Raw genomic sequence first — 17537 nt, forward strand, 5'->3', positions numbered from 1 at the left:
GCGGCGAATTCGGTTCGGGTGATCAGTCGGCAAGTTCCACGTCGAGGTCGGCAATGGAGGCGCTGTCTCCGCCGTTCTGTGCGCTCTTGGCGACGAAGCGGATGTAGCGGCACTGCTCGGCCTTGTTGAACTTGGCCACCTGCTGGGCATCCGTATTCGGGAAGGAACCCTGGACGACGGGGTTGCCCCAGTTTTTGCCGTCCATGCTGACGTACACTTCGTAATCCTTCACGCGGCCGGATGCGCTGTCCGTACGAGGCTGGTACTTGAGCCCCTTCACATTGAGGGTCGCGCCGAGGTCGAGCTGCACTTCGTGCGGGAAGCTCGCCAGCGTCAGGCCGTACAGGGAGTGCCAGTAGGTGTTCGGATTTCCGTCGATGAGATTGGCGACTTCGCCTTCATTCGGCATTTCACTGCTGACGAAGTGAATGGAGAAGAGGGCGCGCGGCGGGTACTGCCCCAGCACCTTGGAGGGCTGCAGGGAGAGTTCGGCCATGGCAGCGGCGGCACGATCGTTCGTAGCACGCTTGAAGACGAGCTTGATGAACTGTGCGGCCGTCGGCGCGGCGAAGGTGACTTCGCGGTCCACATCGGAATCATCCATCAGAGCTACGGCATCGGGCTGTTCGTTCCAGGTGGTGCCGTCCTTCGAGAGATAAATCTCGGTCTCGGCCACGCGACCGCTGTTCTGGTCCTGGCGCGGAGTCAGGGTAATGCCGCGCAGTTCCGTCAGCACGCCGATGTCGACAACGACGGTGTGCGGGAACGGATCCATGTTCGGCTTCCACTGGGAGTGCCAGTAAGTGTCCTTGCGGCCATCGATCAGGCTCCATGCGGCTTCGCGGCCCGGCATCTGCGACGAGGCGGAGACGATGCGCATCAGGTTGCTGGGCAGCCACGTATCGAAGTGAGCCTTGGTTTCTTCGGAATCCAGGCGGCCTTCGCACTTGGCCACACCGCGGATGGTGCCTTCTTCACGCATCATGAAGGGCTTGTCATAGACGATTTCCGTGCCGTCCGGCAGCGTCAGGTGAATCTTGGCGTCGCGGGTCGAGCAGGCGGCGCGGACGAGGCCCGTCTTGTCGCGGGAAATCGTGACGGAAGCCGTGAGAGGCAACACCTTGCGGCCAAGATCGGCAAGATTTTCTCCGGCCATGACGGGGCGCAGGGAGAAGCCGAAGGAAGTCGGGCGGGCGACGGGAATATCGCGCTCCATCGGAATGGGGCCGCAGGAAGCGCCGCCGAGGCCGAGGGTAAGGGCGTCCACCGTGAGGATGCTCTTGCCGGCACGCTCGATTTCATGCGGATGGGCGGCCTTGGTGATGGCCTGCGGCGTGAAGGGCAGCGCGGAGAAGTTCATCGTGGTGTCCGATGCGGCGGAGACGATAAGGCCCGCGCCGTTGTCGTCCGTCAGGGCCACCCAGCGGGTATCCATGCGGTTACCCATTTCCATGGGCTTGGGATAGCGTTCGACCATGCCTTCCACCGTCTGCTTGTAGATACCGATGTCGGAACCGGCGCGGCGGTCGGGATAGTTTTCCACGGGGCCGCGGCCATACCACGTCACGTTCTTGAGGCGTTCGGGCAGTTCCATGATGTAGCCGAGCTTCGGCAGGATGGGCTGGCCGCCTTCGGGATTGATACCGGCCTGCACGCTCACGATGCCGTTCGGCAGCACGGTGTAGTTGATATTCGTGCGGAAGCGGAAGCCTTTTTCATTCAGCGGGCCGAGATCTTCGATCTGTCCGTGGCCGGAATCGTAGCCGTCCATGCGCTCGCGGCGCGTGCCTTGAGAGACGATGTCGCAGGAGATGCGCACGGCTCCGGTCGGCAGTTTTTCGACGACGAAGGGAGAAGCCTTGTGCTCAAGGTTGCGGAGCCCGGCATTGAACCACTGGTTCATGACCCACTTGTCGTTGGCGAGCGGAGCGCGGTAGGCGTTCAGCTTGACCGTAGGCTTGTCGGAAATCAGTTCGACACCGTTGACGCTGTAGCTCATGATGCCGCCCGTCTGCTTGTCGAAGGAGACGCCGAAGTTGTCGCCAAGCACGATGAGGGATTTGTCCTCATTGGTGACGTTGAGTTTCTTGCCGGAAGCGGAGACGATATCCGCCTGCTTCTTGACCTGCAGCAGATCGGCCGTCAGCGGAAGCTGTTCCGATGCGATGGCATAGCCTGCCTTTTCCCAGTTGGTGTCGTTCTTGAGGCTGAAGCTCACGCGCAGGAAGTATTCCTTCTTGCCGAGATCGGGATTGTCCTTGACCAGCAGTTCGAGCGGAAGGGCCAGCGTGCCCGTTTCCTGCGGATTCACATTGAGGGAGAAATTGCCGGAGGCAACTGCCTTGGAGCCTTCTTCCATAAGCTCCCACTTGCCCTGGTATTCATCCAGATTGGTGAAGTAGTGCTTATTTTTGATGGAAACGAGGAGAGTCTGCCCGTTGTCTTCCAGTCCTTGAATGGAGAAGCCGACATTCTGCTGCACGCGGCGCACTTCCTCCCAGAGGGGAGTCGGCGTGCGGTCGGAGTAAATGACGCCTTTCACGCAGAAAATACCGTCGTTCGGATAGTCGCCGAAATCGCCGCCGTAGGCCTGCATGGTGACTTCCGTACCATCCGGCAGCTTGACTTTCTTGTCGTAGGACTGGTGAATCCATTCCCAAATGCCGCCGCCCACGATGGAATCGCTGCTTTCGATGGCATCCCAATAATCCTTCAGATTGCCCATGGCATTGCAGAGGATGTGGGCATATTCGGAGATATACCACGGCTTGTTGAGCTTCTGCGCAGCCGTAGCCTGCGCCCACTTCACGGAGGGGTACTGGTTGGAATTGAGATCCGCGAGGGAATTGTTGCGTTCGTATTGCGTCACGCGGGAAGTATCGCGGGACTTGATCCAGTCGCGCACCGCCTCGAAGTTGGCGCCGGGTCCGGCTTCATTGCCGTACGACCAGATGACTACGCAGGGATTGTTCTTCGACTGTTCGACCATGTTCTGGTTGCGCCAGACGTGGGCAGCCTTCCATTCCTCGGGATGGCTGAGCGACTGTTCGCCGTAATAATAGCCGTGGGATTCGATATTGGCCTCGTCGCACACGTAGATGCCGTATTCATCGCACAGATCATAGAAATAGGCGGGCTGCGGATAGTGGGAATTGCGGACGTGGTTGATGTTGCCGCGCTTCATCAGCAGGATTTCTTCCAGGCATTCTGCTTCCGTCACCGCATGGCCGTTGGCATGCTGGCTTTCATGGCGGTTCACACCCTTCAGCTTCACGGCCTGTCCGTTCACGAGGAAACGGCCGTTTTCAAGTTTCACATCGCGGAAGCCGATCTTGCGGGAGATCACCTCCGTCACTTCGCCCTTCCTGTTCTTCAGCGTCATCAGCAGGCGGTAGAGATTCGGCTTCTCCGCGCTCCAGAGGAGAGGATTCTTCACCGTAGCAGAAAGCGGAACCTGATAGTCGCCGGACGGCAGCACCTTGCCGGAACCGGATTGAAGATTGCACACCTTCTTCCCATCCGCATCAAGCAGCTCGGCGCTCAGGCTGAATGCTTCCGGCTTACCCTGCACATTGCGCACATCCACATCCACGCTCAATTTGCCCGTGGCATAATTATCCTCCATATCGGTATGCACGAAGAAATCGCGTACATGCACCTTCGGAGTAGCATACAGGAAAACATCGCGGAAGATCCCGGAGAGGCGCCACATATCCTGGCACTCGAGGTAGGAACCGTCGCTGAAACGGTACACTTCCACAGCCAGCACATTATTGCCGGGCTTCAGATACTTCGTGATGTCGAACACGGCAGCCGTGCGGCTATCCTTCGAAAAACCGACTTTCTGACCGTTCACCCAGAGGTAGAAGAACGAGTCCACCCCGTCGAACTGCAGGAATACTTCCTTGCCGTCCCAATCCTGAGGAATCGTAAAATCGCGGCGGTAGGAGCCGACGGCGTTGCGCTCTTCCTTCACCGTCGAATACCTGGATTCGTCGCCCTGCGGATCGGCCATCACAAACGGCCAGTTGCGGACGAACACGTAACGCTGGTTCGAATAGATGGGAATGCCGTAGCCCTCCATCTGCCACGAAGAAGGCACGGGAATCGTCTTCCAGTCCTTCACATCGAACTCGGGCTTGTAGAAATCCACAGGCCGCTTGTCCGGCTGCGGCACCCAGGAAAACTTCCAGTCGCCGTTCAACGACTGCACCAGCGAAGAATCGGCGCGCTTGCCTTTCAAAGCCTCTTCCCTGTTGGCAAACGGGACGAAGAAAGCACGGGACACTTCCCTGTTCTGGAAAAGGTTCTGGGGATTCTCCCAGTCGGAGTGCGGCGTGTAATCCGCCAGCGCCGAACCGGCCAAAGTCACGAGCGCGGTCATTTTGGTCAGAAAATTCATGATAGGATATACTGATAGGAAAAAGGGAATCTTTCAAAAAAAACACGAACGGCCCTTTTACTTCTGGGCGAACGGAACAAACCGGCCGCGGCGGGCCAGCACGATCGTATGGAACTTCGCCTGCTTGCCCTTGTGGGAAGCGGGAACCGACGTAGTCGTCACCTCGAAGCCGGCGCGGCGCAGCAGGCCCTCCAGCCGCTTGTCGGGCTTGGACAGGGAAATCAGCAGCAGGCCGCCGCCCTTCAACGCGCCGAAGAAATCGGATGCTTCACCCATCGACAAGGCATAGCGGGCATGCGTGGACTTCACGATAATCGCATGCAGGCTGCCGGAACGGCGGCGAGCCACCTCTACGGCGCTCATCTTCTCCACGGAAATACGGTTATCATCCCACAGGCCGGGATGCAACGCATCCAGATACTGCGTCTGCCAGCGAACCAGCTCCGGGCAGGGCTCCGCCACGATGAAACTCGCCTTCTCCTTCTGCGTACACGCCACGGCGGCAGCCAAAGGGAACCCGAGCCCCACCCCGGCGAAAAGCAGCGTCGGCTGATTCGCCCGGGTAATCGGAGACATCGCCATCTCGGCCATGGCATCGTCGCTCCCGTGGGAAAAGGCGGAAGCGTACTGCACCCCGTCATGCAACAGGAAAAACTGGCCGTCGCGCTCCCAAAGCTCCCATGACAAACCATCCTGGGAAGAAGTCTCGGCGATACGTGTAAGCGGTTTCATGCTCGCGCACCATACACGAGAAACCGCCCACTGGCAAGAACGGAGCTGGACAGCAGGGAAAAAGCCTCACACGAAAGATGGAATGGGTACCTCACATGGTTTTTTTGGAGAATCAATCTTTCCTGCTTGCCATCCTGACGGAAAAATGCCATAAAGAGAAATCGCCGCGCTGTCGGTTTACATCTTTACACGTTATGAGCAACCCACCGCCTCCTCCCTCTCCAGTCAAGCCGCCCGTCCCTCCGGCTCCGAACGGAATGCCGGCGCCGCCTCCTGTGCCCGGAGCAGCAGCGCCTACCGCACCCACCATCCCCCTTACGCGCCCCGGCGCACCGTCCGCCCCGGTACCCCCCACGGCTCCCGGACTCGGTGCCGCAACCATGCCGGTGCCGCCTCCTGCTCCTCCTACGCGCCCGACGGCACCCGTGCCGCCCGCCATGCCCGGAGCGCCCATGCCTCCCAAACCTCCGACCTCGGCCACCATTCCGTTGACTCCTCCCGGAGCCCCCGGCGCGCCATCCGTCCCACTTCGTCCCGGCACAGCCTCGTCCGATGCAGTCAAAACCGTCCTTCTGCCCCAGCGCGAAGGCACAACGCCTGCCGCGACAGCACCGGGACAGGCCACGGGCGCCATGCCCTCCGCCACTCGCCCCTTGACCTCACCGATCGGCTCCCGCCCGGCAGGACTTTCCACCAAAGCAGCCGGCAGCACCAAAACCGTTGACACGGATGAAGAGGAAAAGAAGGAAAGCACCTTCATCCTCGTCATGTCCATCATCGGCGCCATCCTGATGATTTCCTTCTGTATTATCCAGTACCAGACGGACCAGATTCCGAACCGCGCAGCCACCGGAGAACAACGTGTCTTCGGCGACCCGAAGAGCGGTGAAGAAGAAGTCGTAGAGGAATAAAACAACGGAATTTGAACAACAGCGCCTCGCGGCGCATCTTATACGCATTATGTCTCTGCAATTCACAGAAACCAATTTCGAAGCTGAAGTCATCAAAGCCGAAGGCGCTGTCCTCGTCGACTTCTGGGCCACATGGTGCGGCCCCTGTAAAATGATCTCCCCGATCATCGACCAGATCTCCACCGAAATGGCCGGAACCGTCAAGGTAGGCAAAGTGGATGTCGACGCCAACCAGGGCCTCGCCGCCCATTATAACGTCCGCTCCATCCCGACCCTCCTCATCTTCAAGGGCGGCCAGGTAGTGGATACCATCGTCGGCGCGACCTCCAAGGACAACATCGTCAACAAGCTCCGCGCCCACATCTGAGCCGGGCAATCAACCATCACAAGGGTACGGACACATGAATGTTCGTGCCCTTTTTTCATCTCTCCATCACAGCAAACGCACATGACTCGCACCCTCATCAAACACGCGCTCGCCTCTGAAACGGCCATGGACAACATCCTCGTCGAAGGATGGATACGCACCCGGCGCGACTCCAAGGCATTCTCCTTCATCGAACTCAACGACGGCACCAGCCTCGCATCCATCCAGATCGTCGCAGACGCAGGCATTCCCGGCTACGAAGACATCGGCAAAATGACCACCGGAGCCTCCGTCAGCATCCATGGAAAACTCATCCCCAGCCCCGGCAAACAAAAATGGGAAATACAGGTCGCCTCCATCCGCCTCGTCGGCACGGCGCCGGACAGCTACCCCCTGCAGAAAAAAGGGCATTCCCCCGAATTCCTGCGCTCCATCGCCCACCTGCGCGCCCGCACCAACCTCTTCGGTGCGGTCTTCCGCACCCGCAGCCGCCTTGCAGCCGCCGTGCACCGCTTCTTTCAGGAACGAGACTTCGTCTGGATACACACGCCGCTCATCACTGCCAGCGACTGCGAAGGCGCCGGTGAAATGTTCCGAGTCACCACACTCGACCCGCTTGCCAACAACAAAAACCATGAAGAAGACTTCTTCGGCAAAGCCGCCTACCTCACCGTCAGCGGCCAGCTCGAAGGCGAAACCATGGCCTGCGCCTTGAGCAACATCTACACCTTCGGCCCCACCTTCCGCGCCGAAAACTCCAACACCACGCGCCATGCGGCCGAATTCTGGATGATCGAACCGGAAGTCGCTTTCTGCGACCTTGAGGGAGACATGGACCTTGCGGAAAACTTCGTCAAATACCTCGTCCGCACCATGCTCGACGACCAAAGCGGCGACATGGACTTCTTCTGCCAATTCGTCGACAAAGGCCTGCGCGAACGCCTCCAGCACGTCGCCGACACCCCCTTCGTCCGCTGCTCCTACACGGAAGCCGTCGACATCCTCATCAAAAGCGGCCACAAATTCGACTACCCCGTCTCGTGGGGCATCAACCTGCAGAGTGAGCATGAACGGTACCTCACCGAAGAACACTTCAAAAGCCCCGTCACCCTCTACAACTACCCGGCGGCCATCAAACCCTTCTACATGCGCCTCAACGACGACGGCAAAACTGTCACAGCCATGGACGTCCTCGTCCCCGGCATCGGCGAAATCGTCGGCGGCAGCCAGCGCGAAGAACGCCTCGACATCCTGATGGACAACATCAAACGCCTCGGCCTGAACGAAGAAGCCTACTCATGGTATGTCGACCTCCGCCGCTTCGGCAGCGTACCTCACGCCGGCTTCGGTGCAGGATTCGAACGCCTCCTCATGTTCGTCACCGGCGTCACCAACATCCGCGACGTCCTGCCCTACCCCCGCACTCCGGGCCACTGCGAATATTAACGCGGCCCCACTCCCTTCCCCTACCACAGCCCGGAGCCGCCTCCGGGCTTTATTGTCCCCATCTCCAAGACGCCGAAAACCGAAAAATGCCTCAAGACGAAAAATAAACTTGCCTTTGCACTCCAAACAGGATATAAGACGGCACACACCAACGCGCGGTTAGCTCAGGGGTAGAGCACATGCTTCACACGCATGGGGTCACTGGTTCGAAACCAGTATCGCGTACCATCTTCATCAACACCTCGGAATGATTCATTCCGAGGTGTTTTCTTTCAGGGAAATCACCCCGACACGGACTTCCATACCGTCCTGCCCATGCAGCCCCCCAGCTCCCCCCCCCCCTGCCAGGCCGAGGAGGATAAAAGTTTTAACCGGTGGCAAGCAACGAATTATTCCTTCGGCTGCTTGTTGCGGTTTTTCTCGCTTTGCAGATCGTAAACGGGAGCCGTTTCTTCAGACGGCAGCGGACGTATCATCTGGACCCAACCATGGCATGAGCCTGTTCCCACCGGAGACAGAGTAATCGTCAACGAGTACTCTCCGGGAGCATCTGCATTCAGATAATAATAATGTTCTGCCGTATTCCTGGGACTGAAAGTCGATGTGTAATCGTGAACATCCTTTGATACGATCTTTCCCGACGCATCCGACCATTCCATCGAATGAATCACCACAGTACCCTCTCCAAAGGCGTATTCGGCATTGATTTCGTGGTAACCGGAGCGAGAAACCTGCTCCGGGTTCAGGCGGTAGGTCAACTTCGTGCGCGGTGCTGCGACCTGCTTCGGTTCCCATGAACCGATGGTGACGGGCATGGACTTTTCATCCCAAAAATAAGGAATTCCCATGGCATCATACCTCTTTTTCATGGTTTCCAATCGTTTGAGGTACGAATCCCAGTCTTTCTTCTCCCGAGGCATCCACAAGGCTTCTCCTAGAGCGCTGATACGAGGGAAAACCAGTTCAAACATTTGATCAGGACTGTGAATGACCTCCGCCCACAACCCGGCCTGAGCGCCCATGACAAGCTTCTGTTGTTCCGGCGGCAGGAACGTAGGCATAGGACAATACGAATAAACCATGTAGAGCGGCAAAACATGATTTCCGTAGCCGCGAGGTTCCTTCTTGTTGCGGGAATTGACCTTGTCGAAATAAATACGGCTGCCTGGCGTCCACATAACGGGATGCCCGGCATCCAAAGGCTTCAACCCGAATTGAGTTCCCCGCCATGCGACAATGCCGATATCCTTATCCTCTCCGAGGCCGCCATCCATGGCCTCATCCCAAGCCAGCGGCTTGCGGCCATGCTTGCGGAGGATGGATGCGATACGCCTGGTAAAGTATGCCTGAAGCTCATTGACATTCTTCAAGCCCTCCTTTTCCATCAATTTGATACAGTCCGGATCGTTCTTCCAGACTCCGCGAGCGACTTCATCTGCACCCATGTGAAAATAGGTACCGGGAATCAGCTCGTTTACCTCTTTGACAATCGTTTCTGCAAAAGTATATACTTCCGGCTTTCCGACATTGAGAACATTGCTTATATTGCTGTTCTCCCGCTTGGTGCCCAGCTCCGGATACGCTTTGATCGCGGCGGCGGAGTGGCCGGGCATATCGATCTCGGGGATGATGCGGATGCCGAGCTGGCGAGCGCGCTGCACGATTTCCTTGATATCGTCTTCCGTATAGGCCGACCCGGACTGCGTAAGCTTGGGATAAGCCTTGCTGGGAAAACGCCAACCCTGATCATCCGTCAAATGCCATTGGAACGAATTGATCTTACTGGCGGCAAGGCCCTCGAGAAGCTTCAAAATGGTTGCCTTATCCTGAAAATAACGGGCGACGTCAAAAGAAATACCGCGATGGCCTATCTCGGGAAAATCATTGATTGTCGCACAAGGAAGCACAATCGAGCTTTTCGTACCTTGGGCATAAATATCGGGCGGCATCATTTGCAGCAAAGTTTGCAGACCGGAAGCCAGGGCTTGCGGAGTCGCCGCAGCCACATCCGCATGTTCTTGCGTAATGGACAACTTGTATTCCTCGGAATTCGTAAAACTTGCAGGATCAACAATAAGACGGATGCGCGCCTTACTCCAATCCTCAAGCACCGGAACTTGCCATCCTGTACCCTGCCGGAGCTTCTCGGCAAAGTAAAGACCGGGCTCCTGGCAGTCAAGAGATGAGAATCCTATACTCGTATCGGAACCGAGAGAAAGAGTACCCTGAGCCAATTCCACCTGTCTGGGAAGAGGAATCAAATCAAGATCCGCGGACCACGCACTGCCCATTGAAAAGGCACTGCACACAATAAGACAGACGAATTTTTTCATCTTCATCTCTAAAACGTATACGCATTGAATATCTATTTCTTTCAACAAGGAGAAAAGGCATGCAAAACCAGCCTCTCGATTGTATTTCGTCACAGACTACCCAAATAGCGCGCCACCGCCATCATCGCGTACAACCATCTTTATAGCACATTTGCATGCACAGCAAAAAATGGCGAATCTGCGGCCTGACAGTCCGTTTCTACCACAGCGTACCGGAAAGCAACCTCTTCAATGAACTCCACATTTTAGCCCTTGCAGGGAGCCTTGCCCAATACCCGGTTTGAATGTTACAAGCATTCGTGCCAGTCGGACAGGCGAATTCACAGCCTTCAAACTCACTGAACCCACACCTCTCCGGCAGAAAGCACCCCCATTCCAAACATCAACCGTTTTAACAGAAAACCACTACTTCACATGTCAACAGTCATACACCACATCCCCATCACCACAGGACAGGCGCACCACATGACCCTGCGCCTCGTGCAATCATACGGAGCCCCTGCGGCCCTAGCCGACTACACGGTCTACGGCAGCATCCTGCAGGACGGAGAAACCGTCCCCATCTCAGCCACGGGATCGGATGCCTCCGGCATCCTCTTAACCATCCCGCCGCTTTACCCCGGCAGCCATCCCTACAACCTCCACCTCAAGCATAAAACATCCGGTACCGACTACCTCTTCCTTCAGGGCAACTGCGACGTCTCGGAACTCATCGGCCCCGACACTCTGGACAACACGGCGGCCGAACAAATCACCGTCACCTTGAAAGACGACCTTTCCGATATCAGTGCGACACTTCAACTTTATCCTTTGCAAAATGGAAGTTCAAAAAACGGACTTGCCTTACAGGATCTGCAGGCCATGCTGGATGATGAAGCATTTCAAAAGCAACTCCAGTCTGCTTGCCGCATTCCTGAAATTGAAGAAAACATGGCGCATAAGGCCGACGTATCATCTCTCACCTCCTATCTTCCGTACAAAAAACTTGGTAACAATTTAATTGTGAATGATGATGGAACGGTCTCCGTCGACTTGCTTGATTATACAGGTGCCGATATTGCAATCGTACGCACATCTCCAGCAACAACCTCGGAAACGGGTATTGACGATGCTCTAAACGAGGCTGGATATACGTGGAGTAAACCTTCCGAGGAGCGATGGTTGATTCGCAATGCCAATCTTCCACTGGCTGACAACGTAAGGAGTGCCATTCAGATGTACAGAAGCATGAATATGACCTACGCCATTATGGCAAGCCAGGCTGTCGTAAGCGATGCCGCTGCTGCTCTTCCTTATGGTCAGGCTTTGATCATTGCATGGAATAGGCAGCCGCATCCCTCGTGTGTGGAGTCGATTCTATCCTATCTGCAAAATGCAGGATACAGTTATACGAATGATCCGGATGAACGCTCCATTGTTATCCATATGAAAGGTACTCAAGTACCTGAAAAGATACAAATGCTTCTCGATAGCTGGCACTCGCATGAAGACTATACCATTGAGCAGTCAGGTTATGTCACGCTTCATAATTTGGTTTCTCCGAAACGCATGATTGCGGCAGTTCAAGCCATGACAGATGATCAAAAGGCCGCTCTACGAACCGCTCTCGGAATTGAACCTGTGGATACGTCTGCGTTCGTACCATATGCTAAACTCGGCCGAGCCCTCACCACAGCTTCCGATGGCAAAGTCGATGTCGACCTGTCCAACTATAGTGGCACAACCGTCAACATTATCGGCACCACATCGGCATGCATCGGCCAATCAGCAGCCAATCGATTCGAAGCAACGGCCAGCGGATCCATATGCAAACATACCAGCAGAAGCGAGATTGTCAGCGGGACCGCACTCATGCGCGTACAACCAAGTGCTTTTCATATACAAAATGGCGAACTACCAACTGATAGTAAAATTACAGCAGCTGATAATGGAGTATTGGCCATGCAAGCAAAAGCGGATGTTGCAATGCGATCCTTAAGCGGCAACTACCCGGGTATCTTCCTTAATGGAGGCGCTCACAATGGTGTTGTTGTAAGAGCAAACTCAACAACATCATACAGCGCAGTCGCCGATATATGCGAAAGCGGAATCAAACTGTACAAATATGTCACATTCTCACAAGGACATAACTAATTTTTATAGGAGAGCACAAGATATTATCGAAAACCCTCCACGTCTCAGCATTCATTCCACATAGTTAACCCCCTCTTCCCGGGTGATATTTCTGCACGAGGTCAAGGCCTTGATGCGGGATATTACCCGAAAAAACACCAAAAACACACATTTTTCGATTAAAAAACAAGAAAAATAGACAAAAAAGCCTACGGCGCCTGCTTTACAGGGTAGAAGACATCGCTTCTCCCGGCAGGCGCCCCGGCAACAAAACCTCAACACACATACACAACATGTCTTCACAACAATCCCCCCTCCATCCTTCCAGCGGCCCCGTCGAGAACGAAGCCGACCTCGCCATGAACGGCTACCTGCCCGAAGGCTGGGCTCCCTTTATTCCCGGCGACGCGAATACCGCGGCATTCGCCTTGACCGAACATGCTGCCGACAGCTCGTCCTCGGACAGCGACTCCTCCTCCAGCAGCGATGACTCTTCATCCAGCGACTGGGACGATTCTTCCTCCAGCGATGACGACTCCTCGTCCAGCGACTGGGACGACTCCTCCAGCGACGACAACGACAAGCCCGACACGGAAAACGACCAGTTCTGCAACACCTGCACCTGCACCTGCGCCTGCGGCAAAGACAACGTCGCCAGCGAATCCTTCTTCACCGAAAACCACCTCGGCAGCACGCAGGACGTCGCCATGAACATCGTCTTCGGCATCGAACCGGACATCGCCGGCTGGTGCCCGGCCACCTTCCAGATTCTGGATCTCAACCCCCATTCCACCAGCTGGCACGACCCGGATATGCCACTGATCTACCGGCTCGGCTTCGTCTTCCAGCACGTCACCGAATGGAGCATCCAGCACGACCCCTACTCGAAAATCATCACCGTCGTCAAACCTTCAGGCAAAACGCTGCATTACCAATATGCCGGCGGCAAGGACACGGCGGAACGCGTCGGAGACACCCGCCAGTACTCCTCCCTCGTCCAAATCCTCAATGCAGACAAGACCCCCTGCAAAACAGGCACACCCGTCTATGCGGACTTCACCACGGCAGACGGAGCCTCCATCCGCTTCAACGTCCCCACAGCGACTGAGATCGGCAAACCTGTTCAACTGGTCACGGCCGACCGCGTCGTCGTCGACCTGGCCGCCTACGGCAGCAAAATGCGCCTCAAAAAAGACTTCGGCCTCATCAGCGGCATCTGGCACCACCTCGACGGCCTGCTGAACATCCGTGAAACGGAAATCCCTGCCGGGAACGGCACAGCCGCATCCTCGCGCATCGTCCTCGAATGGTACCCGAAAAACCAGGTCACGCCTTCCGGCGACTGGTACGCCACCACCGGCATGCCGGGCAAAACATGGACTCTGGAGGAAAACAACGCCACACAGGAAGGCAAAACCTACCGCCATCTCGCGATGACCGCCGTTCGCCCCGGCTCACCCGTCACCCGCGTCGACCGCTATCTCGCAGCCGACGAAACCGTCATCGACATGCCGACGGGCGAAGGCGACCGGCGCATCCGCTACTCCAACGTCCGCACCATCCAGTCCGACGGCACATGGGAACACCTGACGACCCGCCGCATGACGAGCGGGGACACAACGCCTACCTCCAGCACACGGCAGATCTACGAACTGATCGACGGCATCTGGCAGGAAACAAGCCGTACGGAAGGCTACGGCACCTCCCTCGCACAGACGACCACCTACACCTACGCAGACCTGCGCCTCAGCCGGATTGATTTTCAAAATGGAAACTATTGCTCTTACCAATACGACAGCAAGAGACGTGTCATCATGGAAGCTACTCCCTGGTCCGGCCGGGATGAGGCGTTGCCGAATGAGACTTGCGAGCAAGTCAAGATCACTGATTATTCCGATCTTCGTTTCAACGACTACCGCCCGTCCTCCATCCGGCAAATCATTCGCACGGCATCCGGCAAAGAAACCGAACTCTCCAAAGAAACATATGAATATTGGAATACGGTACTGGAACGTAGCGTCACCGTCAAAAAAACGGCTCTGGGCAGCGAGCTGGAACAAACCTCATCCTCCGTCTACTACGGGCCGGATGCACTGCCTCCCTTTGCCGCCGGGCGCATGAAAATGTCCCAAGGCATCAACGGAATCCAAACCGTCTCCTCCTATGCAGCCACCACGGCACACGGCGCCGCCTACTGCATCACCACGGAACAGCAGGTCGGCAACCAGCCCGTCGCAGGCCAAAGCACGCGCACAGTCTCCTACATGGCAGCAGACGGCACCGCCACCTGCACGGAAACCTACGCACACACCGGCAACGAATGGTCCCTGCTGACCCGTGAAACATACGAATACGACACCTACCGCAACCGCACGAAAACAGTCAAGGCCAACGGACGCACCTCCTCCACCGAATGGATGTGCTGCGGCCCCCTCCGCCAGACCGATGAAGACGGCGTCATCACCACCTACTCCTACAACGCTGCGCACCAGCTCATCGAAACCATCCGCTCGGCCACGGCCACCACGCCGGAAACCATCGTCTCCTACACGAGGGATGCGGCAGGCAGGGCCATCGCCACGCGCACGGACATCGGCCCGATGACCACGACCACCTCCACCGTGTACGACGCCCTCGGCCGCACCGCCTCCACGACGGACGAATTGGGGCGCACCACGAGATATGAATACAGTGATGACGGACTGACCGAAACCGTCACCTCTCCCACAGGCGCCACAATTGTCACCGCCAGGCACAACGACGGCAATATCGACACCATCACCGGAACGGCGCAACAGGCCGAAAAACACATCCAATACCTGAGCTCGGCAGGCCTGTATACGGAAATGCAGAAACAAGACGAAAACGGCAACTGGATCCGCATCGGCAACACAATCTCCGACTATTTCGGACAAACCGTCTACGACATCCGCCCTGCAGTCGCAGACGATACATTGATCAGCACAACATCGCAATACAACGCCAAAGGTCAACTGGTCAGCCAGCAGACGAAAGCCGACGGCGGCAGCTCCGACACAACCATCCTTGCCCCCGTCCTCTACGCATACGATGCCATGGGCAACATGGTCAAACAAACCGTCGACCTCTCGCCGAAACCATCCCGCATCACGGAACACGCTCAAACCTACATCTGCGAAGAAGACGGCGTCTACAGCCAACAAACTACCACTACTTACAACGCCGAGGGCCAGCCGCTCACGCAAACGTCATTGACCCTGACCTCCGACCTTGATCTCGAACTCGCCTCCAAAACCGTCACCATCGACGTCCGCGGCAACCGCAGCGTCCAGTGGACCCACTACGGCACCCCCACCCAGCGCATCAGCTATACCACCCAGCCGGGCATCGACGCCGTCGCCAGCCAGACCGGCATGGACGGCTTCGTCATCCATGCCACGGACTACGCCGGCATCGTCACCAACTACCGCCGCAGCTACACCGCCGCCGGCATGGTCATGACGCAAACCGACGGACGTGGCAACGCTACCACCGCCGAATACGACACAGCCGGCCGTCCCGTCAAAACCATCGACGGAGCCGGTAACGCCACCACCACGGCATACGACCACGTTACCGGCCAGCCCTCCTGCATCACCGATGCGCAGGGCAAAACCGCCTGCTACCGCTACGACATCCGCAGCCGTAAAACGGCCCAGTACGGCACAGCCGTACAACCCATCGTCTGGGACTACACCGACGATAACCGAATCTCTGACATGTGGACGTGGAAAAATCCGGCCCAGATAATCGAAACGGATCCTTCCAGCCTTATCAACCAGCCGGAAGCCGAACATACGCTCTGGTCCTATGACGCGGCCACAGGCCTCCTCATCACTAAACGGTACGCGGACGACAAAGAAGACACCTACACCTACGACAGCCTCAACCGCCTTGCAAGCAAAAAAGATGCTCGTGATATCACGGCAACCTACACCTACCATTCCCTCACCGGGGAACTTGCAGGCACCACCTACAACGACGACACCCCCGCCGTCACCTACGCCTACAACCACCTCGGCCAGCCCACCCAGATCACCGACGCCTCCGGCGCCCGCACCTTCCGCTACAACCAATACGGCGAAGTGGAAAGCGAACAAACGGAAGGCCCCGTTGAAAGCATCCTCACCCATACCCGCGACACCTGGGGCCGCACGAACGGCTACAGTCTCAAGCACAGGAACGTGCCCATCGACACCGTCGACTACGCCTACGACACCGCCGGACGCCTCGCCGCATCCTCCGGCTTCGCCTACGCCTACGACACCCAAAGCGGACTCCTCAACCACATCCTCTACCCCTCCGGCCTCCGCCGCGAACACACCTGGCACCCCGACCTCAACATCATCACCGACATCCGCTACAACGGCCTCAACGTCCAAACAGCGCTCCACCCCGACCGCTACCGCTACGACTACGACAGCCTCCTGCGTCCCGTCAGCCAAAGCGACTACCGCAACGCATCAACCAAACCCACTGTCACCCGCACCTACGCCTACAACGGCCGCAGCGAACTCACCGGTGAAACATCCACCGACGGAACCCGGCATGCGTACGCCTACGACAACATCGGCAACCGCATCACCGCGCAAAACAACGCCACGGCAACCTCCTACCAAACCAACCTCGTCAACCAGTACAGCTCCATCGCCGCACAGGGACAGGCAACCTTCTCCCCCGCCTACGATGCCGCAGGCAACCAAACGCTCATCCGCACCGCCACCGGAGAATGGAACGCCCAACACAACGCCGACAACCGCCCCACCTCCTTCCAACAGGGAGACCGGCGCATCGACAGCGTCTATGACTTCATGGGCCGCCGCATAGAAAAAGCGACAAGTGATGATTCCGGCTTGACGAAACGCCTCCGCTACATCTATCATGGATACGTGCAAATTGCCGAAATCGACGCGACGGACGAAACTGCCCTGTACGTCGCGAAAACCTACCGGTGGGACCCCTCCGAACCCGTCGCCACACGCCCCCTCGCCCTCACCCTGTGGACGCGTGAAGGCACGGCACGCGAAACCCTCTACTACGCCCACGACCTCCGCAAAAACGTCGTCTCACTCTTCGATGGCAAAGGCCTGCGCCGTGCATCCTACCAGTACGACCCCTACGGCAACATCACCTCCATGGAAGGCGACATGGCCAAGGAAAACCCATTCCGCTTCTCCTCCGAACACCACGACGAAGACCTCGGCCTCGTCTACTAC

General features: G+C 57.2%; 8 protein-coding genes and 1 tRNA gene. 6 read left to right on the forward strand and 3 right to left on the reverse strand.

The features are described 5' to 3' along the window. Positions 1 to 22: 22 nt before the first annotated feature. Both AC781_RS10125 and AC781_RS10130 read right to left on the reverse strand, forming a co-directional pair. Positions 23 to 4402 (reverse strand): glycoside hydrolase family 2 TIM barrel-domain containing protein, encoded by a 4380-nt coding sequence (locus tag AC781_RS10125; RefSeq protein WP_067777431.1) that lies wholly within the window; start codon positions 4400 to 4402, stop codon positions 23 to 25. 57 nt (positions 4403 to 4459) lie between these two features. Further along, positions 4460 to 5134, reverse strand: coding sequence for a hypothetical protein (locus AC781_RS10130; RefSeq protein WP_067777432.1), 675 nt, complete (start codon positions 5132 to 5134; stop codon positions 4460 to 4462). A 194-nt stretch (positions 5135 to 5328) separates the two neighbouring features. Here AC781_RS10130 and AC781_RS10135 point away from each other — a divergent pair, with 194 nt between their 5' ends. The 4 genes from AC781_RS10135 (at position 5329) to AC781_RS10150 (ending at position 8086) form a co-directional block, all read left to right on the forward strand. Next, positions 5329 to 6045 carry a hypothetical protein gene (locus tag AC781_RS10135; RefSeq protein WP_067777434.1) on the forward strand — a complete coding sequence of 239 codons (717 nt, stop codon included), beginning with the start codon at positions 5329 to 5331 and terminating at the stop codon, positions 6043 to 6045. Between the two features lie 49 nt (positions 6046 to 6094). Beyond that, complete coding sequence (trxA, locus tag AC781_RS10140; RefSeq protein ID WP_067777436.1) at positions 6095 to 6412, forward strand: thioredoxin; 318 nt, start codon at positions 6095 to 6097, stop codon at positions 6410 to 6412. Between the two features lie 81 nt (positions 6413 to 6493). Next, positions 6494 to 7858 carry an asparagine--tRNA ligase gene (asnS, locus tag AC781_RS10145; RefSeq protein WP_067777438.1) on the forward strand — a complete coding sequence of 455 codons (1365 nt, stop codon included), beginning with the start codon at positions 6494 to 6496 and terminating at the stop codon, positions 7856 to 7858. Positions 7859 to 8011: 153 nt separating this feature from the next. Next, positions 8012 to 8086: transfer RNA gene (locus AC781_RS10150), tRNA-Val, on the forward strand. A 161-nt stretch (positions 8087 to 8247) separates the two neighbouring features. Here AC781_RS10150 and AC781_RS10155 read toward each other — a convergent pair. Continuing rightward, complete coding sequence (locus AC781_RS10155) at positions 8248 to 10197, reverse strand: beta-N-acetylhexosaminidase (RefSeq protein WP_071133365.1); 1950 nt, start codon at positions 10195 to 10197, stop codon at positions 8248 to 8250. Between the two features lie 408 nt (positions 10198 to 10605). On the opposite strand from AC781_RS10155, the gene AC781_RS10160 reads away from it, so the two are divergent. Together AC781_RS10160 and AC781_RS10165 are read left to right on the forward strand one after the other, a co-directional pair. Beyond that, entirely contained in the window at positions 10606 to 12324 is a 1719-nt protein-coding gene (locus tag AC781_RS10160; protein ID WP_067777441.1) for a hypothetical protein, read from the forward strand. 272 nt (positions 12325 to 12596) lie between these two features. Further along, a partial coding sequence (locus AC781_RS10165) for an RHS repeat domain-containing protein (protein ID WP_083076939.1) occupies positions 12597 to 17537 on the forward strand: 4941 nt, incomplete at its 3' end.

Origin of the sequence: Neoakkermansia glycaniphila (assembly GCF_001683795.1) — a bacterium.
GTDB classification, from domain to species: Bacteria; Verrucomicrobiota; Verrucomicrobiia; order Verrucomicrobiales; family Akkermansiaceae; genus Akkermansia; species Akkermansia glycaniphila.